20 protein-coding genes and 1 pseudogene are annotated in these 17,791 nt (G+C 67.9%); 12 read left to right on the forward strand and 9 right to left on the reverse strand.

Annotation, left to right across the window (positions count from 1 at the left end):
- Window positions 1-157: 157 nt before the first annotated feature.
- The 8 genes from P3X83_RS18625 (at window position 158) to P3X83_RS18660 (ending at window position 4,890) form a co-directional block, all read left to right on the forward strand.
- Window positions 158-415 (forward strand): lipopolysaccharide assembly protein LapA domain-containing protein, encoded by a 258-nt coding sequence (locus tag P3X83_RS18625; RefSeq protein ID WP_277306381.1) that lies wholly within the window; start codon window positions 158-160, stop codon window positions 413-415.
- A 418-nt stretch (window positions 416-833) separates the two neighbouring features.
- Window positions 834-1,070, forward strand: coding sequence for a UBP-type zinc finger domain-containing protein (locus P3X83_RS18630; RefSeq protein ID WP_277306382.1), 237 nt, complete (start codon window positions 834-836; stop codon window positions 1,068-1,070).
- Between the two features lie 73 nt (window positions 1,071-1,143).
- On the forward strand, window positions 1,144-2,118 hold the full coding sequence (locus tag P3X83_RS18635) for an acyl-CoA desaturase (RefSeq protein ID WP_277306383.1): 975 nt from the start codon (window positions 1,144-1,146) through the stop codon (window positions 2,116-2,118).
- Window positions 2,119-2,261: 143 nt separating this feature from the next.
- Window positions 2,262-2,414 carry a CsbD family protein gene (locus P3X83_RS18640; protein WP_277306384.1) on the forward strand — a complete coding sequence of 51 codons (153 nt, stop codon included), beginning with the start codon at window positions 2,262-2,264 and terminating at the stop codon, window positions 2,412-2,414.
- 270 nt (window positions 2,415-2,684) lie between these two features.
- Window positions 2,685-3,656, forward strand: coding sequence for a LysR family transcriptional regulator (locus P3X83_RS18645; RefSeq protein WP_277306385.1), 972 nt, complete (start codon window positions 2,685-2,687; stop codon window positions 3,654-3,656).
- Between the two features lie 187 nt (window positions 3,657-3,843).
- Window positions 3,844-4,128 (forward strand): GlsB/YeaQ/YmgE family stress response membrane protein, encoded by a 285-nt coding sequence (locus P3X83_RS18650; protein WP_277306386.1) that lies wholly within the window; start codon window positions 3,844-3,846, stop codon window positions 4,126-4,128.
- A gap of 67 nt (window positions 4,129-4,195) precedes the next feature.
- Window positions 4,196-4,540 (forward strand): hypothetical protein, encoded by a 345-nt coding sequence (locus P3X83_RS18655; protein WP_277306387.1) that lies wholly within the window; start codon window positions 4,196-4,198, stop codon window positions 4,538-4,540.
- A gap of 146 nt (window positions 4,541-4,686) precedes the next feature.
- Window positions 4,687-4,890: a hypothetical protein gene (locus tag P3X83_RS18660; RefSeq protein ID WP_277306388.1), complete on the forward strand. Its 204-nt coding sequence runs from the start codon at window positions 4,687-4,689 to the stop codon at window positions 4,888-4,890.
- A gap of 46 nt (window positions 4,891-4,936) precedes the next feature.
- Here the strand turns inward: P3X83_RS18660 and P3X83_RS18665 are convergent, their stop codons facing one another.
- The 3 genes from P3X83_RS18665 to P3X83_RS18675 all read right to left on the reverse strand — a co-directional run bounded on the left by P3X83_RS18665 (window position 4,937) and on the right by P3X83_RS18675 (window position 6,344).
- On the reverse strand, window positions 4,937-5,797 hold the full coding sequence (locus P3X83_RS18665) for a universal stress protein (protein ID WP_277306389.1): 861 nt from the start codon (window positions 5,795-5,797) through the stop codon (window positions 4,937-4,939).
- A 98-nt stretch (window positions 5,798-5,895) separates the two neighbouring features.
- Window positions 5,896-6,069, reverse strand: coding sequence for a hypothetical protein (locus tag P3X83_RS18670; RefSeq protein WP_277306390.1), 174 nt, complete (start codon window positions 6,067-6,069; stop codon window positions 5,896-5,898).
- Window positions 6,066-6,344, reverse strand: a complete 279-nt coding sequence (locus tag P3X83_RS18675) for a hypothetical protein (protein WP_277306391.1) — start codon at window positions 6,342-6,344, stop codon at window positions 6,066-6,068. Before P3X83_RS18675 ends, P3X83_RS18670 begins: the two co-directional genes overlap by 4 nt.
- A 1-nt stretch (window position 6,345) precedes the next feature.
- Between P3X83_RS18675 and P3X83_RS18680 the strand changes: the two genes are divergently transcribed.
- Window positions 6,346-6,903 (forward strand): DUF5994 family protein, encoded by a 558-nt coding sequence (locus P3X83_RS18680; RefSeq protein WP_277306392.1) that lies wholly within the window; start codon window positions 6,346-6,348, stop codon window positions 6,901-6,903.
- A 206-nt stretch (window positions 6,904-7,109) separates the two neighbouring features.
- On the opposite strand, the gene P3X83_RS18685 is transcribed toward P3X83_RS18680, so the two are convergent.
- Window positions 7,110-7,505 carry an STAS domain-containing protein gene (locus tag P3X83_RS18685; protein ID WP_277306393.1) on the reverse strand — a complete coding sequence of 132 codons (396 nt, stop codon included), beginning with the start codon at window positions 7,503-7,505 and terminating at the stop codon, window positions 7,110-7,112.
- A 1,052-nt stretch (window positions 7,506-8,557) separates the two neighbouring features.
- Here P3X83_RS18685 and P3X83_RS18690 point away from each other — a divergent pair.
- A complete protein-coding gene (locus P3X83_RS18690; protein WP_277306394.1) occupies window positions 8,558-9,073 on the forward strand; it encodes a hypothetical protein in 516 nt (171 codons plus the stop codon).
- Entirely contained in the window at window positions 9,003-10,379 is a 1,377-nt protein-coding gene (locus P3X83_RS18695) for a Wadjet anti-phage system protein JetD domain-containing protein (protein WP_277306395.1), read from the forward strand. Before P3X83_RS18690 ends, P3X83_RS18695 begins: the two co-directional genes overlap by 71 nt.
- A 7-nt stretch (window positions 10,380-10,386) precedes the next feature.
- On the opposite strand, the gene P3X83_RS18700 is transcribed toward P3X83_RS18695, so the two are convergent.
- The 5 genes and pseudogenes from P3X83_RS18700 to P3X83_RS18720 all read right to left on the reverse strand — a co-directional run.
- Window positions 10,387-13,476 (reverse strand): hypothetical protein, encoded by a 3,090-nt coding sequence (locus P3X83_RS18700; protein WP_277306396.1) that lies wholly within the window; start codon window positions 13,474-13,476, stop codon window positions 10,387-10,389.
- A complete protein-coding gene (locus tag P3X83_RS18705; protein WP_277306397.1) occupies window positions 13,460-14,107 on the reverse strand; it encodes a hypothetical protein in 648 nt (215 codons plus the stop codon). The genes P3X83_RS18700 and P3X83_RS18705 overlap by 17 nt, the downstream gene beginning before the upstream one ends.
- Window positions 14,104-14,337, reverse strand: coding sequence for a hypothetical protein (locus tag P3X83_RS18710; RefSeq protein WP_277306398.1), 234 nt, complete (start codon window positions 14,335-14,337; stop codon window positions 14,104-14,106). The genes P3X83_RS18705 and P3X83_RS18710 overlap by 4 nt, the downstream gene beginning before the upstream one ends.
- A gap of 301 nt (window positions 14,338-14,638) precedes the next feature.
- Window positions 14,639-15,868: a hypothetical protein gene (locus P3X83_RS18715; protein ID WP_277306399.1), complete on the reverse strand. Its 1,230-nt coding sequence runs from the start codon at window positions 15,866-15,868 to the stop codon at window positions 14,639-14,641.
- Between the two features lie 830 nt (window positions 15,869-16,698).
- Window positions 16,699-17,014: pseudogene (locus tag P3X83_RS18720) on the reverse strand (transposase); the annotation flags it as partial.
- Between the two features lie 355 nt (window positions 17,015-17,369).
- Here P3X83_RS18720 and P3X83_RS18725 point away from each other — a divergent pair.
- The gene (locus P3X83_RS18725; RefSeq protein ID WP_277306400.1) at window positions 17,370-17,747 is read left to right on the forward strand and encodes a hypothetical protein; all 378 of its coding nucleotides are present in this window, start codon (window positions 17,370-17,372) and stop codon (window positions 17,745-17,747) included.
- Window positions 17,748-17,791 lie beyond the last annotated feature (44 nt).

Consider the following 17,791-nt stretch of genomic DNA (forward strand, 5'->3'; position numbering starts at 1 on the left):
GGACATCCTGCACCGCCTCCGTAACAGATCCGAGCCATCCCCCGAAACGGCCGAGGGCACTGCGCCCCACGGTGATGAGGCCCCAGCCCCGGCACCGGCACCGGCGCTGGCCCCGCGCTCCACGGACGCGGGCTCAAGCGCCGAGGACTCCAGGCCGGTGCCCGTCACCCGCACCAGTGTGGCCTGGGCGGGCGTGTGGGGTGCCGCGCTCATGTCCATCGCCTTCATCGTGTTCATGCTGCAGAACACCACCGTTACGCAGGTGTCCTTTCTCGGCCTGCGCGGCACCCTGCCGCTGGCGGTCGCGATGCTGATCGCCATGGTCAGCGGGGTCTTGCTCACCTTGGTGCTCGGTACCGCCCGCATCACTCAACTCCGCCGCCTGGCCCGTCCGCGCCGGCGTCACAACCGGTGACGGAGTGAGACCCTGGCCGGTGTCTTGAGAGGCGATCGCCGCAGCCTCGCGCGCCCTCGCCCTGCAGAACGCGACGGACATGGCCTGCCGCGGTGACCGGCAGTGGCCGGCCGGCTGTCTGGATGCTCGACCGCCTGGTCAGCTCTTGGAGGGGGCCGCCGCCGCTTATGATCAGGCCCGACCCTCGGCGCAAAGATGCGCTGGCAACGCGCCCGCAGGTTCGCCATCGCCGCAAGTGATGAGGTTTGCTCGGAATCGACGTTTCCATCGGCTCGCGGATCGCATTGACTGAGGAGTGATCAGTCGGCGCAACTTGCGTCGCTGTCACCGTGAGGGGGTCGTAATGACCCTGGACGCAGGAGAAGCGAGCGCGACCGGACGGGCCGGTCTGAACGGTCAGACGCCGCGTTGCAATCACATGGATCTGCTCCCGAATGTGGAGCCCAGGGCGTCCGAATGCGAGGAATGTCTGGACTCCGGCCGCGCCTGGACGCGGTTACTGATGTGTCTGACCTGCGGGTGGGTGGCCTGCGGCGACGATGCGCGCGGCGGCCACGCCAAGGCCCACTACCAGGAGACCGATCACCCTGTGGTCGCCGCCCTCGGTCCGGGCCCGGCCTGGCGCTGGTGCTACGTGCACCGGCGGACCGTATAGCCATAGACAAGACAAAAGAGAAATCATGACCATTGATCAGCAGCCTCAGCAGCCTCAGCAGTCTCAGCAGCCAATGAAAGATCGGCTGGACTATGACGGCGTATCTCCCTTCCCCGGAGCACAGCAGCACCCTGCGATCGGCGGAGCTCAAATCTGGCTGACGGCGACGATCGTGATCCTGCCGTTCCTCGCGCTCGGCGTCGCGATCGTCCTGGCGTGGGGGCAGGGCGTCGCGCTCACCGACCTGCTGCTGGCAGCGGTCTTCTACATGGTGACCGGGCTGGGGGTGACGGTGGGGTTCCACCGGCTGCTCACCCACGGCTCGTTCACCGCCTCGCCATGGCTGCGCGTGGCGCTGGCCGGCGCGGGGTCGATGGGCTTTCAGGGGAACGTCATCGACTGGGTCGCCGTCCACCGCCGCCATCACGCCTTCACCGACCGGCCAGGCGATCCGCACTCTCCCTACCGGTACGGCACCGGCCTGCGCGGGCAGCTTCGGGGGCTTGCCCACGCCCACCTTGGCTGGCTGTTCGCCGACGACGTGACACCCGTCGAACGTTACGCCCCTGACCTGCTGGCAGACCCGGCAATGACCCGCGTGGCCCGGGCCTTCCCCGCGCTGTGCGCGCTGTCGCTGGTGCTGCCGTTCCTGGCCGGGTGGGCGATCACCGGCACCCTGTACGGCGCCCTGACCGCGTTCCTGTGGGCCGGGCTGATCCGCATCGCCCTGCTCCAGCACGTCACCTGGAGCGTCAACTCCCTGTGCCACGTCATCGGCGACCGGCCCTTCAAGACCCGCCGCCACGACCGGGCCACGAACCTGTGGCCGCTGGCCCTGCCGTCCTTCGGCGAGAGCTGGCACAACGGCCACCACAGCCAGCCCACCTGCGCCCGTCACGGCATCGGCCGAGGCCAGATCGACCCATCCGCCGCGGTGATCCGCCTGTTCGAACGGCTCGGCTGGGCGAGCGACGTGCGCTGGCCCGACCCCGAACGCATCCAGCGCCTGCGTACCGGCCCGCTCTCCCCGGCCCCGGCCGGGGACTGACACCGATGGCCCTGCCGGTTCCGCCCGCCTGACCACGGCGGAGCATCCACTGCCCAGGGCCATGGCAGACAGGCACGTGGATCAACAACAGTCCGCCCGACATACCGGCGTACGGGATGTCGGAGCGGCGAAGGGAGATCGCGATGAGTCTACGTTGGGAAATCAGCAACAAGGCCCAGGCCCTCAGGGGCTGGGCCAGGCAGCGTTTCGGTCGTGTCACCGGCGATCGGCGTCAGCAGACCACCGGCAAGCTGAGGCAGGCCGGCAGGAGGGCCATGGACGCCTTCAGGCGCTGATCCTGCAGCCTGATCGCCGCTGCCGTCTCGCAGGGCAGCGCAACCACCACACCAGACCGATGGAGCGCTTCGACCGGATGGCCGTCATCGCGGTGACGATCCTGGCAGGCCCCTTCACCACCTCGGCACGCATCCGAAGATCGCCTGCCGGACACCCCGGCCCGGCACGTAGTGCCCCCTTTCCAGAAGTTCATACGCCCGCGAGGCACCCCTAGAGTGGGAGACAACGGCCTGGAACGGCGCCTCCCAGACTGGGAAGGGGTGGCGGGCATGGAGTTACGTCAGTTGCGCTACTTCGTGACGCTGGCCGAGGAGCTGCACTTCGGCCGGGCCGCGGTACGCGAGCACATCGTGCAGTCCGCGCTGAGCCAGCAGATCCAGCGGCTGGAGCGCGAACTGGGGGTGCGATTGCTGGACCGCAGCACCCACCATGTCGAGCTGACCCCGGCGGGCGACGCCTTCCTCATCCAGGCGCGCCAGATCCTCGACCACGTGGGCCGGGCCAGGCAGGCCGCACGGCACGCCGCCGCCTCAGCGCCCACACTGCGCGTCGGCATCATCGACGCCGGCTACGACACCATGCCCCAGATCCTGCGCGAACTCCAGCGCAACCATCCCGGCATCACGATCCATCAGGTCGAAGCGGGCAGCCCCCAGCAGTACCGGCAACTGGCCGATGGGCGGCTGGACATCGCCATCGGACACGCCGCCCAGGCCCCGGCCGAGGTGACCTCCAAGCTCATCAGGCTCGATCCGCTCGGCGTTCTGCTACCCGACGGCCACCGCTTCGCCGGCATGGACGGCATACCCGTGACCGCCCTGGCCGGTGAGCTCCTGCTGCTGGGCGAGGAATCCCAGACGCCGGAGCTCAATGAGTTCGTCATCGCGCTGTGCCGTTCGGCCGGATTCGTGCCCACACTCTACGAGGGAACCGTCGAGAGCTCCCGGGCCGCCGCCGACCTCGTCCGCCAGCATAGCTGCGTGTACTGTGTCCCCTCCTCTTTCCGCTCCTCCAACCGGCCCGGCACCACCTGGCTGCCCCTGGTCGACCCCGCGACGCACTACCCCTGGTCACTGCTGTGGCACGACGCCAACCCCTCGCCGCACATAGCCACCGTCATCGACAGCGCCCGGCGACTGGCCGAGCGGCTCGACTGGCTGAAACCCGCCACCCCGGCCGCCGAGCCGGCGCCCGCCGAAGACATCCCCACGGCCACCACCCACAGTGATGAGCCTGCCTGATGCCCCGGTGATCGGTTCTGGAGATGAGTCCTTCCCGGATCGCCTGTTTCCCGTACGGCAGGCGCGGGTGTTGGCTCGAAGTGAACGAGCCTGACCGCCGGCGATCGCGCGGCGGCCGGTCCCTGCTTCGACCGGTCCGGAAGACCGATCCCACGCAGCCGTCGATGCACCGCCACAGGAGTTCGCCATGGGCATCATCGCTTGGATCATGCTTGGACTGGTCGCCGGGGTGGTGGCCAGAATGCTGGTCCCCGGCACGGACACGCAAGGTTTGATCACCACTTTCGGGCTCGGCATCGCCGGCGCGCTGCTGGGTGGGTTCGTCGCCACCGAGGTGTTGCACGTCTCGGGCATCCAGGGGTTCTTCCACCTGGCCACCTGGCTGTGCGCCATCGTCGGCGCGGCAGCCCTGCTACTCGGTCACAACCTGATCATCGGCCGACGTTCCGGCCGCTGGGCCGGCCGCCGATGACCCCGCCGGGCACGCTCCGCAGCCCATTCCAGCGCTCACGTGCCTGCCGTGGCAGCGGTGGTGCGTGATGCCCATCGCCGCAGCCGTCGCGGTCATCGTCGTCGGCGCCGTCCTCACCTTCGCCCTGGCCGACGGCTCGGCGGGCGGATCCGCGGGCGGCGTCGAACAGCGCATCGTGGGCGTCATCCTGATGCTCGGTGGCGTCCTCGGGCTGTTGGTGTCCCTGTTCCGTACCCGGTCGCGCTGGAGCGGGTCGACCGTCCGAAGCCGGCAGGACGCCATCGACGACCGGTCACCGCCCGGTCCCGTCGCTCCGGCGGACCGTGACACCAGGCGGCGCAACAGTCGTGGGCCCACCGCCAGCTCAGACCGCCCACGGGCATCTGGCGGATCGGCCAGGCAGGACGGCTGAAATGGATCGATCCCGGGAGGCGGACAGGGCTTGTTCCAGGAACTACTCGCCGGGCATCACCCCCGCCCCGACCAGCCGCCCCTATCCGCGACGACCGGCAATATGCCAGGAAAATCCCCTTAAACGCCTCTGAAAGGCGACACGCCATGAATATCCGCAACGATGACAAGCACCTTGAGGAAGCCGTCGACCGGCCACCGCTCCCACCTGAGCCCGAGCTCGGACGCGGCCACGACGGCAAGAGCAGGCCGCCGCCACCGCCGGACAAGCTCGTCTACAGCCCGGCGATCCACCCTGGCGCACCGCCGACGCCGCCCGAGCCGCTGCCCACGGCTGAGCCTGCCGACTGATCTGTTCGTTGGCCCGCTCGGGTGCCATGTCGCCGGCCAGGCTGCCTTATGGCCGCACCACCGCGACAGAGCCGCTTGCGCCGTACAAGATCCCGAGGGTGACGGAACCGAGCATCACCGTGCCGATCGCCCCTCTGCCCTGAGAGCCCACGACGACCAGATCCGCCTGGGCGGAAGCGCTGATGAGAGCATCGACGGGGTGGGCGCGACGGACGTCCTCGATCACTGGGACCTGCGGATATCGCTGCCGCCATCCCCCGAGGGCGGCGGCCGCGACCCGGCACCGGGCTGCGGCGATCTCGTCCAGATCATAGGCGCGTTCGGGGATGTGAGCATGCGCCGGCGGTCGCCACGCATAGACCGCGCGCAGCGTGCTCGCACGGAGCATCGCCTGCTCGAAGGCGTATGCGAGGGCGGGTTCGCCGGCCGGATAGTCGTCGAGCCCGACGACGACCTGCCCATGGGCGGTGTCGGGGTCGGATCGGACGATGACCACCGGGCCGTGCGCGTGCCCGGCCACGTGGGTGTTCACCGAGCCGAGCACAGTTCCGGGGAAGCCGCCGAGGCCGCTGCCGCCGATCACGATCTCGGCGGAGTCGCCGGCCTGTCCGCGCAACGTGGCCGCGGCGGCGCCCTGAAGCAGTTCGCAGTCGCAGTCGCCGTCGACGCCGGGCTGCCGCTTGCCCGCTACCGCCTCGGCGTCGCTCAGCACCCTGTGCGCGCTGACCATCGCATCATCCTGACCTGGGGTGGAGGACGTCGCCGGTGCGTACGGTGCGCGGTCCACGGCGTGGACGATGCGGAGCCGTGCCCCGGCGCGAGCGGCGTCGTCGGCCGCCCACTCGACGGCCGCGGTCGCGGTCGCGGCGTCCGAACCGTCAGCGCCCACGACGATGACACGATTCATGGCTGCTCCGGATTTGTTCCGGGAATTCACTGATCGTTCGAGGCGAGAATGTGCCGGGCCGGGCCGGCGCATTTCGATTTCGTTGCCGGTCGCCGCGGTCAGCTCCTGGGCATTTTCCCGGTTTTCTCGGCCCGCTGCCCCGGGTCGTTTTCAGACCGGATGGCCATGCCTTTCGCCTCCAGGTGCTGGTTCCCGGTGGCGCGGCCGAAGTTGACCATGATCCAGCCCTGAACGGCCCGGATCCTGGATTTGATCTTCATTGTCGGGCTCATGACGCTTCCTTTCGACTGCTCTTGGATGCAACGCGACCTGTTCTCAGGCTGTTCTTCCTGGCAAGCGCGGGAAACAGGCAATAACCGACCTGATCATCACTGCGATCGATAACAGCGCCGATCATCCTGATGGCGACCTGCCTCACCGAACTCTCACCGAACGAGGTACAATAGAAAACACCGAGGACATTTCGTGCGCTGGCATTCAGGTTGGCGTCGCCCGCGGCGACAGACCACTTCGGCCCAGTTGAGGGCCTGACAGGCCAGGCGACCATGATGACGACACTCCTCCCCCCGTCCAGCCCTGTACTCGCGGCTCAGGCCACGCCCAGGCTCAGCCTGAACGCCGTCCTCGACCAGCGAGGCACCGTCGACGGCGCGTGGTGGCCGCGCACCCGCGACGCCGCCGCCGAACTGCCCGCGCTCATCTCGGCCATCGACCTGCGGCTCGACAGGGCCGTCCTGCGGGTGGGCCTGTATCTGGACGCGTGGGATCACATCCCGCACCGCATCCCGGCCCCCGGCCGCCAGGTCAGAGTAGGCTGGTTCCTCAGCGCCGACCCGCATCTGATCACCCTGAGCATCGCGGGAACCGCGCCCATCGCCCTTCTGGTCATCCCGCCCGGCACGGCTGACGGTCCGGCCATGGCCGCGCTCGCGCTCGCCGCCGCCGGTACGATCGGCGTCCGTCCGGCCGACATGCTCCACCCCGTGGTCCCTGAGGAAGGCTCACGTGGCCGCGACGGCTCGGCCTCCTGGGAGAATGAGGGCGGACGCATTGCCGCCCCCGCCCCCGCCTCCGCGCCCGCACCGCCCGCCACCACCTGGTCGTAGTCCCAAGGCCCGGTCGGCCAGCGTACGGCCTGTGGCGAGTATCGCGGCGGCCTCGGTCTGGGCTCGTCGCAGCGCCTGGCGGCGCAGCCGGTCCAACTCGGCTGCCGGTGCTCCGGCATGGCGGGATGCAACGCATCCGCCGGTCTGCTGAGCTCGCCGGTAGGGGCCGTTCAGCACTTCGGGGGCAACAGCCGGTGCGGTGGCTTCTAAACGTGGCCAGGTGGACCAGGTCCAGGCGACGGAGCGTGCAGGCGAAGGCCGGGCGCCTTGTGCCAGCCGGTGATGTTGAGCAGGCGCTGCACGTGCCAGGGCGCCGACCGCAACGTCAGCACATGACCGCTGCCGTCGTCGTGCAGAGCGGCGGCGGTGGTGACCAGGGCGCGTAGCCCGCCGACGTCGATGAACGCCAGGCCACCCAGATCGACGATGAAGCTGCCGCCGCCCATTGAGGCCAGCGCCCGCCTCAGGGCGGGCAGGGTGGCATAGTCGACCTCACCCTCGATCCGCAGACCCGCACGATCGGCGAGCGGGGTGATGCGCAGGAGCTGGTCGGTCGCGGTGCGGGGGACGAGGGCGGGGGCAGGTGGGCTGGGGCTGTTCACATCAGCTCCTATGGGGCGTACGGGACACGACGCCACGAAGGCCAGCGAAACCACATTGCGACGACGCGGTGACTTGCAAGCGAGGCACGGTGCCCTGATCGTCCAGCGGATTCGACGGAGTGGAAAGCATCAATCCCGGGCAGGCTTATCACCGCTGGTGATCACCAGTTGGATCAGATCGCCCCCTCCCCCGGCGATACACGCGCAGCCGCAGGTGGGCATGACCTACCACACCGTCGAGGCGGGCCTCGTCACACAGGCGGCGGATCAGCCACAGTCCGGCCACGCGACAGGGGGGGTTCGGGTTCGGTGTCCATGTCGGCGCCGGTCAGGGTACCCGCGACAGCAACGACCTCCAGGTCAACGCCCGCCTCATCACACCGTGCGGTGAGGGTCCCGCCTCCACCGCCGTGCTGCAGCACGTTGGTGGCGGCCTCGTTGACGGCGATCCCCAAAATCCTCCAGGAACAACTCTGCAGCCGTACATGTGCCTCGCAGTTCATTCCAGGCTGGCCGTACTCGTTCGTGGCCGCGCTGGAACCGGGTCGCAGCTCATGGACGGCGCCGGCCGCAGCGACGCTTCCATCAGAACCTTGAGGCGATGGACCTTCTTGCCGAGCCGGCGCTCGGCGAGCTCGTCATGCCCGGACACCGCGATCGCCTCCCGAGACCGACCCCTGATCCAACCGAAGAAGTGCCGCTTTCAGAGCAGCACGACAGGCAGCACAAGGACGGCCGTTCGCCGATCTCGAAGACGACGATTGCCGCAGGCCTTGCACGAAGGGTGCCCGAAACTGGTACAGCAGCGCCCTGACCTGCATGAACAACGAACGGTGCGTACGGCCCGGCCGAGAAGAGCGATCACTGCGGTTCCACACGACCGCCGTTCTGCCCGGTTGTCCCATCTCGCTTCTCGCGGCAGGTATTTCCGATGGTGACAGGGACCAGGCGGCTCGTGTGATCGGGCCACACCATCGTTGAACCCACCCCACCACCACACTCACGCTCCTCACCGAAGCGACCCGGACATCGACGTACAGCGCCACCTGCCGTTGAGCGTCTGGCTCGCCGCCACCGACACCGAAACCGGCCCCGGCTCCGCGTGCCGTTATGGCTGCTGCCGGCCGGTCAGCACACTCCTCGCCCGGCATCTGATCACCACCTGCACACGGCTCGGCGGCCTGGCCATCGACATCGACGCAGCCGACCATGCCGTCGTCTCCAGCGCCTTGACCACCGGCTGCCGGGCCGTGGCCACCTTCACCGACCCCACCCAGGCCCACCGCTGCTGGCGGGCGCTGCAGCGCTTGCATCCCCGCCACGACCTGGAGGTCGCCGACCTACGCTTCACCCCGACAGACACCACCCACCGGACGCTCACCGATCTCCTCGGCACCGCCGACCTCGTCATCGCCAAACGCCATAGCCGCCAAAGCGAGCAGGTGGAGATGTCCCACCTAGCGGCACTGGTGAAGGGCATCGAGGAGAGGCTGAGCTGTGGAAGACGAGTTCACACCGGAGATCGTTCGGGAGCGGATTCCGATCGTCGGGCTGCCGGATGGACTTGAGGCGTTCGCGGTCTACCCGGTAGGCCGGCGGCCGGAGGACCGTAGCGGTCGGCTCAGGCCACGGAACGCCGAGCTCTCCGCCGCCGGGGGCGTCGAAGGCTTCGCTCCGCCTGAAGGGCTGAGCAAGGACGAGCTCGTGTGGTTTCTGTCTAGGCCGTCCAGGCTCTGGGCGGGGATCCGCTCACGATGGCAGGAACGGGCCGTCGAGCTGACCTTCGCGATGGCACGGTGCGGAGGGATCATCGTCAAAGTGACCTTGGACGCGACCTACCGGATCGACATGATCGTCAGGGTTCGGCTCACGCCCTACTGGGCCGAGGTGGCACGTGAAAAGCTCAGCGAGCTGAAGGGCAAGAGCGATCCGGCGCTGCTGAGGTCGGGCCTGCTGTCCGTCCTGGAGGGGGTTCCGGAGCTCGCGGACGAACGCGGATTGCTCGCTGAACAGGCGCTGGCCGCCCCGTCCCTGCCGCCTTCGGGTTCACGGACTCGTGCGGCGCGGTGGTCCCCCTACGAGTTCGCGCTGAGGGTGGCGGCCTGGTGGTATCGGCGGCCGGAAGGGGCTAGGACGCCGACCGCGGACGAGGCGGCGGCGTGGGCGTTTCCGGAGAGGGACGCTTCGAAGGAGACATGGACGGGGCCACGGCGGCTCGCCGTGGAGAACCTGCTGGGAACGCGGCTCACCGAGGTGCTGAGCTTCCCCGACTACGAAATCAGGGTGCGGGGGCCGCTGACCTGGCGGATAGGCTCGGTGGCGGTCGATGCGAGGACGGCGAGACCTTGGGCGGGGCTGCCTTCGCACGGGGCCAGGCTGATGGGGGAGATCGACGTGTCAGGAGCCAGGGGCGTTTTCGTGGTCGAGAACCAGACGACTTTCCAGGAGGTCTGCGCGCTGCCGGGCATCGCTGATGAATGGATCATCATCTGGGGCAAGGGCTATGCCACCCACGGCCTGATCGAGCTGCTTCGGGTGCTGGCTCCGGCTCGCGCGGCGATCTGGAACGACCTGGACGCCGACGGCGTCCGGATTGCCACGGTCCTCCAAGAGCGAACCGGCCTGTCGTTGACGCCGATCGGCATGAATGCCGATGACTGGGAGCAGGGTCCGCATCGCGCGGTCACTCTTAAGGAACTGAATCGAGCGAAGGAGATCGCCGAGGAGCTGGCCGTTTCGGCGCCGGAACCCTGGCGGGAGCTCGCCCTTCGAATCGCCCGGCATCCGGAGCTGGCGGGAGAGAGTCGCGAGCAGCAGACGTTGCACGACGACGTGCTCCCCCGGGTGCCTGCGCTGCTCGCGGCGCTGCCTTAGACACCCCTCAGCCGGTCCGTCCTTCCATGAGCCACTGAGCGGTCAGCTCCACACGTCCTCGGTCCGGGTCGAAGCCCCATGCGCGTGTGGGCTGGTTGTAGGGATCGGTCGTCGAGGCGTGGGAGAACCAGAGGATCTCGCCACACTCGTCGGCCGCGTCGTAGATGACACTGTCCTGGCATGTACCGAGGATGGTCACGCTCTGCTGGGCGGCGACCCGGTTGAGCGCCGCGAGGACGTCCTTGCGATTGGCGTCGCCGAGGCTGTTGCCGAGTTCGTCCAGGACGAGGATGCGCCCAGGGACACTGTCGTCGGCGAGGAGCGCGGCCAGGACCAACTGGATCGCGAACACCTTGATCTGGGCGCCGTTGGCCACCTCCCGATAGGAGACGTATGTCCCGAGCGGAGAACGCCGCCACCTGGGGGTTACACGCCAGATCCATCCCTCGGCCGGGCGGGCAGGTCGGACGATCTCCAGCTCCAGACGGGCGCCATAGCCTCCGTCGCGGTCGAGGTCGAGGTGGTCGAGCCGATCGCTGATGTCGCGGAGCGCCCGCTCGACCGAGGTCTCGACCATGTCCTGGACCTTGGTGAGGTCATCATGCTTCGTCGCGAGTTCCTCCTCGGTTCTGTGGACGACCTCCGCACGTTCGGCACGGCTCCGGCGGATCCGCTCGGAGAGGATCTCATCATGCTCCTGCTCCGCCATGAGAAGGTCACGGATCGGTTGGGTCACCGTCGCGTAGGCCGAGCGGTGCGGCGCGCCTTTCTCCAGCGGATGTACGGGAGCGTCGAAGCCGGTGGCGATCCCGGCGAGAGCGGGCGTGACCGTCGTCGTCTCGTGGATCAGGCCGCTGACGGCATTCTTCAGCTGCGAGATCGTCTGGTCGAGCACCCGGGAAGAGGGCCGGCGGTCATCGACGCCCACGAGAGCGGCCGCAGACTTCAGGGTGTCGCCCCAGGCGGCGGTCCAGTCGATGAGACGGAGCCGGTCGCGTTCCTCCTGGAGCCGCCCGCGCTCGCGCTTCACCCTCCCGTGCTCGGTCTCCTTGTGCTTAATGTCTGCGGTCAGACGCTCGACCTCCGCCGCGTGGTTGTCCACCGCGCTCTTGGCGGTCGTGTACCGCTCGTCGGCCCCATGCCATTCCCGCTGCGCTTCGGCGAGGTTCTTCTGCGTTTCGCTGACGGCCAGCTCGCTGGCGGTGATGACCTTGCGTAGATCAGCCAGGGACACCGTCGCACGGGCGGCCTCAAGCAGCCGCTCGGCGTGCTCGAGCGCCTTCTTCTTCGCTGTCAGCTCCTCGACGGATTCCTCGTGCTCTCGGAGAGCCGCGTTCAAGGCCTCCCATGCTCTGGCCAAGCGTGCGGCACGGCCGAGGAAGGGTTCGGTGAATTCACCCAGCAGGGTTTCGGAGAGGTGGGCATCGTGGACGCGGCCTGGGGCGTCCCGATGCTCCTGCCGTGATTCCAAAACACTGAGAAATCGCGTGAGGCCGACCGAGCTCGTGACCCCCGGTACGGGAACCTGCGCCGGAGGAAGGTGGAGAGGGCCGTCGGCGAGGACGAGCGTGGAGCCCGGTATCCGGGCGAGTGCGGCCTCGGCGCAGTCCTGGTCGTCCGGGCCCACGACGAAGGCGTTGCGGTAACGCCAGAGCCTGGGCTCCCACTCAGAACGATGATCATCCTGGAGTTCCACGACGTCGGCGAGGCAGACGGCGGGGACCCCGGCCTCGGCCAGGACCCCGAGGCCCTCCTGCGTGAAGCCGTCGTGTCCGTTCTCGACGGCGGCCAGTTGGTCCCTCGCAACGCGGACCGACTTATCGGCTCGTTGAATAGAGAGACGCGCGGAGAGTTCCTGATCTGCCGCCGTTGCCGCCTGCGACTCGTGTTCATCGACAGATCGGCCGTCGGCGCCCGCGGCCAAGACCGTCAGCTCGCCGCGCCGGATCCTGTGCTGGTCGAGCTTCTCGTTGAGACGGCCGAGGCCATCGCGGAGGGACTCCTTCTTCTGATCGGCGGTGTCCCGCGCCGCGCCCGCCTCGTCCAGAGCCTGCTGGAGTTCGGTGACCGAGGACAGCCGGATCTGCTCGGCTCGGAGTTCGTCGATCGATGTCCTCAGCTCCTGAAGCCGCTGGTCGGCGATCTGGAGTTCCGCCTCCTTGCGCGCGTCCTGCTCAGCCCTTTCGAGCAGGCCCTTGCCGAGGAAGATCTCCCATGAACGATCGGCCTGCTCAAGGTCGGATCGGGCCCGTCTCCGGCGTTCCAGGGCTTCGAGCTGGATATTCTCAACCAACTGCTGCCGTTGGTCCTCCGCTTGGCGATCGGCCAGGGTCTCGACCTGATCGGCATGGGCGCGCCGCAGTTCGAGCTCCTTGGTCAGCAGATGATCGCGTCCGGTCAGCGCGATCAGGGCGGCCCCGATCGTATCGGGCGACATGTCGGTCATCTGCTGCGAGAGCAGGGACGGGACAGAGGGACGGATCGGGGTGTCGAGATAGGCGAGGCAGCGAGGAGCAGCCCCGAAGAGCGTGCTGGCCATCTGACGTGAGCCGCGCTCGTTGTTGGTCGGCAGGCCCTGCCACGCGGCGTCAGCTTGGTTGAGCCGTTCCTGATCGGTGGTGCCGGAGACGCCGTGCAGGCCCGGTGCCCAGCGCATGAGCACGTACGCGGGACGCTTGGAGACACGGATCCACACGGTGACCGGATCATCTGCACCAGCGTCATCACGGGCGAAGATTCCGACGACATAGCCGTGTTCGGCACCGCCGACTGCGGTGTCCAACCCCGCCGCGCCAGGTCGGAACAGCAGATTGGTGGCGTATCTGCCGTCCAGGTCCAGACGCCACTGGGGATCGCCGAGCAGCAGCGCGACCGCACTGAGGAAGGTGGTCTTGCCGGAGCCGTTGGAGTCACCCTTGGGGCCTTGTCCGGTCACCGCCACGAAGCATCCGGGGACGACCGGGACGGGATGCGTCGTCAGGCGCGCGATGTCGAAGGTCTGCACCGCCACCAGCTTCCGGGAGCCGATCACCCCGCCCGTCCGCGAGCCGTCCGGCATCCTCCCGCTGAACAGGCCCCGGTTACCGGTCTTGGTCATGCGTAACGCCTCCTGTGCTGCAATTCCCGGTGGTACCGGCCGAACGCCGCCGCCGGATCACGTCCGCGAGCACCCCGTCCGGCTCGGCGAGCAGGACTAGCTCCTCCCAGAGCCGCGCGGATGCGGCGGGCGTGAGCCGTGCCAGCTGGGGTCCTGGGGCCAACTGCTTGTTCCTGCCAACGGTACGGACCAACCCTCGCGCAGCCAGCCCACACAGGGCGTTCTGAACGTTGGTGTCAGAGACCTTGCTGTCGAAGATCTGCTCGCGGTCCACGGGCTCCCCGTGATCCCACCCGCTTCCCGTGATGCGTCCTTTAGCCCGCGGGATCGCGACACTGTGCAGCAGCAGGAGGACCAGGACAGCCCGCTCGGCCGGACTAAGGATCCCCTCCCCGGCCGCCGCCAGTTCCTCTCTGACGTCGTCGGCGTAACCTGAGATGTATCCCAGCCCGGTTCTGATCAGAACCCTGCCCTTCTCGTCCAGGCAGTGCCGAACGCTGTCCCGCAGTTCGGGGAGCTGAAGGGCGCGGTGTCGGTGCTCACGGACGGGAACCTCGGAGTCCTCAAGGGCCGTGACCGCGGCGCGTACCAGCGCCTGATCGGTGTCGTTCTGCTGCTCGATCCGGCTCATCGTGGCGCTCGTCCTTCATCCTCGAGCCGCGGCAACCGGTCGAACGCCTCGCGAAGGACGTTGACCTGTGCCTCACTCCACGCGGCGACGCGCGGTCCCAGCCGGATCGTCTTCACCGTCGGGTCGAGCCACATCGCGGACCTGAGCAGAGCGATCCCGCTGCGGACCTTGCCGACGACCGTCTTGGGGAGTTCTCGCTCGCCGCGGGCCTCGGCCAGCGCGGCGATCACATCGGCCTCCAGCGCGGGAAGCCCCGGCCACAGATGGGCGTCCCTGTGCCGCCAGCAGCTTCCCAGACAGGCCGCGAAGGTGTGGACCAGCAGTGGAGATGGCCCTGAGCGAGGATCTTCGTCGAAGGGCTCAGCCCCCGGAGCCCAACCGAGTAGGGCGACCTGATCCGTTCCGAGTCTGGTCGTCACGAGCGAACGACCCGCCCTGATCGCCCCCGCCGAGAGCCGGGGGATGTCCGACGGATCGATCCGGCAAGCGCCCTCGGCCCGGAGCCGGGCCAGTTCCAGCCGGGTGGAACGGCTATTCACGAGGTTCCCCCTGATCATCGGGCTCTTCGCTCAGCCGGAGCTCGACCTGCGACAGATGGGTGACGGAGGCGGCGGGATCCACGCGGAGAGCGTCCCGCATGACGATCTCGAATTTCGGATCGGAGACGCACGCGTGGAGCAGTCTGACAAGGAGCCCGGCGGCCCCCGGCCATCCCCGCTTCAGGAACAGCGCGGTGAGATCGACCTCGCTCTGCCTGGAGAGCAGGACCTCGGCCTGCGCCTTCGCGAGCTCCGACTTCCTCCGTTCACGCTCCTGCATCGCGGCGAACGGATCATCGCGCTCAGCGGCGGTGGAAGGTCTGGCGGGTTTGGCCCGCTCGGTGGGAGCCGGCGTCAGGCTCTCAAGCTCCCTGACGATCGTTTCAGGATTCAGGCGAGGGTGGGGCGGGTCGAACACGAACCCGCTCAACGCCTCGGCGAGGGCCTCGGGCGACGATCCTCTGGCGGCCGTCAGATACTGCTCGTGCCGGAGCAGGCCGAAGTCCTCCGCGCGGGCACCCTCCTCGAGGAGGCGCTCCACGAAGTCCGTCCGAGCGCCCAGATACCGCTGCGCCTCGACGGTCACCTCGTAGGCCATCGGATTGAGATGAGGAAACCGCTCGTTGACGAGTACTGTCACAGCTCTCACGTCCTCGATGAGGCGCGGATGCCGGTGCTGGTGCCGTTCGGCCACCATCACCTCGATCGACCGGCGCCTTACCAGCAGAAGAAGATAGTTCGCAGCGATCCCCAGCATCCCGCGGGCCTTCCACAGGGCGGATGCGACCTGGTCGCTCGTGGCGTCACCGCGCCGGATGGCAGCACCCGTCCGGTCCAGGAGCGACAGAACCTCGTCGATACCGCCTTCGGACGCGATCCGCTGGAACACGAGAAGCCCGACGGGCGCGTTCGGATGAAGCAGATGACGTTCCTCGTTCTTCTTGTCAAACGCAGGAATCAGCATCCCGAGATCTTTGAAGGTCTCGTAGCGCTGGTCGAACCGCTGCTCATCGCAGACCCCCGCACACGCCGCCCAGATTTCCCCCCTGGTCAGCCCCTGAGCAGAGTCCCTTGTGGCGAACGCGTTGAAGACCGCCTCCGAGATCACATCGACCTGCGGCTCAGGACTAATCGCATCCGACCGGGCGGCGACCGGCGCGACGAAAGCCTCCCAGGCCGCGAGCCGATGCTTCTTCCCAGGGTCGGGATCCTCCTCGAACAACTGTGTTGCCAGCGGTATCCCCTCAACGGCTGATCGCTACATCCGTGGGCCTGGGCGCACAAGGTTGCGTCTGAGCCTAGGGACCCATCGGCTAAGCCGCATGGCTAGTACGGATTTCGCACTTCAACCGGGTGGTCATGGCGTTCAGATTAGGTGGTCCTAGTGATGACGAACCGACCACAGCGGCCATGCCAGCCGACGCCAGGCGGCCTTTTGTCGGAGGCGGCTCCTACGGTGAGTAGATCACACTGGGGCCGAGGGGGTGGCGGTGCGCAGGCCGACCGATGAAGAGCTTCTGGAACTGGCATACCGTCTCCGGCCTGAAGAGCCCCACCCGGTCCGTTCGACGGTGCATCTATCCCATGCGCTGAGCCGGCGGCTCAACGCCTGGGAGGTGAAACCGGATGGTTCCCGTGTTCGCTGTGATCCGCTCGGTGAAGGAGGAGCCCGCCTGCATCCCTGCGGCATCGCCATGAGTACGCCGTGGGCCTTCCCCATGGCCTCCTCGGGCGGCCCTCCCAGGAGTGCCCCGGACCACGACACCGGTGGCGGGTGCGCACCGCTCCCGGCCCCTATCCGCCAGGTTCGAGCCGGTCTCGCGTTGAGGGACGTAATGACGACGGTTCCTCGCGTACTCCTTTCCGCCTTGCTCACCGGACCCGCACCATCTGGCAGTGCTGGCACGTCCCTGCTTGTCAGGGCCGCTTGCCGCCCTCCCCGGCGTCACCCGGTTCGGACTGCCCTCAGCTTCCCCGCCCTGCCACGACAGGACGGGCGACAAAGGTCTTTCACCCTCATACGGACCATCAACGCCTCACGGCGCACGCCTCTCCGGCGAAATATTTCGCCGCCCGGCGCAGGATGTCGCGTTCCATCTCCAGCTCCCGGATCCGGGCCTTGAGCTGCTTGTTCTCCTCTTCCAGCACGTCATTGGACGACATCGGACCGTTCCTTGGCCGCTTGACCAGACCCGCCTTCATCGCCCCGGCGGTACCGTCCGCGCGGGCCTCCTTCACCCACAGGCGCAGCGTCTCGCGGTTGATGCCCAGGTCCCGAGCCACAGACGCGTACGTCCGCGCCGGGTCAGACAGGTACAACGCGACGGCGTCCGCCTTGAACTCCGGGCGGATACGACTTCATCGCCACGTGGAACTCCTTGTCCCCGAATCTCCATCATCCGGCACTCAAGGTGTCCACACTTCGGGGCGAGAGGCCCCCGCTGACCTGTCCCGATTGCGGACACGGCCTGACATCCCCAATTGCCTACCTATCGTATTCGCTTCTTCGCTCACGACCCCGGCCACCCGGCGGACTGCGAGATCGCCAACGAGTCTTTGGAACATCATATGCTCAACCTCGAACTAGGAGGTTTTCCTCGTCGTCGTGCGGCAGAATCGGAAAGCCTGGGCCAGCTCGTTCATCGCCGCCCCTGCGTGAGCGACCACAGTGCGTGTCCGGTGAAATTCCTGTTGTTCGTCACGTGCGTTCGAAAGGATCAAGGTTGAAGCTGCAAGACGCCGAGGCCTACGTTAGGCAAGTCACCCGGAGAACCTCGACCAAGGATGCGCTGGCGTGGCTGGGCGAGGAGCGCGCGGTGCCGCGGCCGATCGATCTGCCGAACCTGCTGGCTTCGTTGCTGATTATCGAGGATCAGGCGTTGACGGCTGACATCCGAGGACTGGCTGGCCGGGTGATTCGGCAGGTCTGTCGGGCCGAAGTGGTTTCCGAACTGGATCCGAGCCAGGAGCTTCTCGCGCTCGATGAGGTGCTGCGGCCAGCGCACTACAGGGCTGCCCTCGACGCGCTGGCCGCTAGGACCGCCACTCGGACCCTGGCGAGCGTTACGCTAGTGGTGCATCACGCAACCTTGGTGGGGTAACTGGTCCATGATCGAATCGGGGAGCTTGCGGCGAAGCTGACCTT

This window comes from Spongiactinospora sp. TRM90649 (genome assembly GCF_029382225.1).
Lineage (GTDB): Bacteria > Actinomycetota > Actinomycetes > Streptosporangiales > Streptosporangiaceae > Spongiactinospora.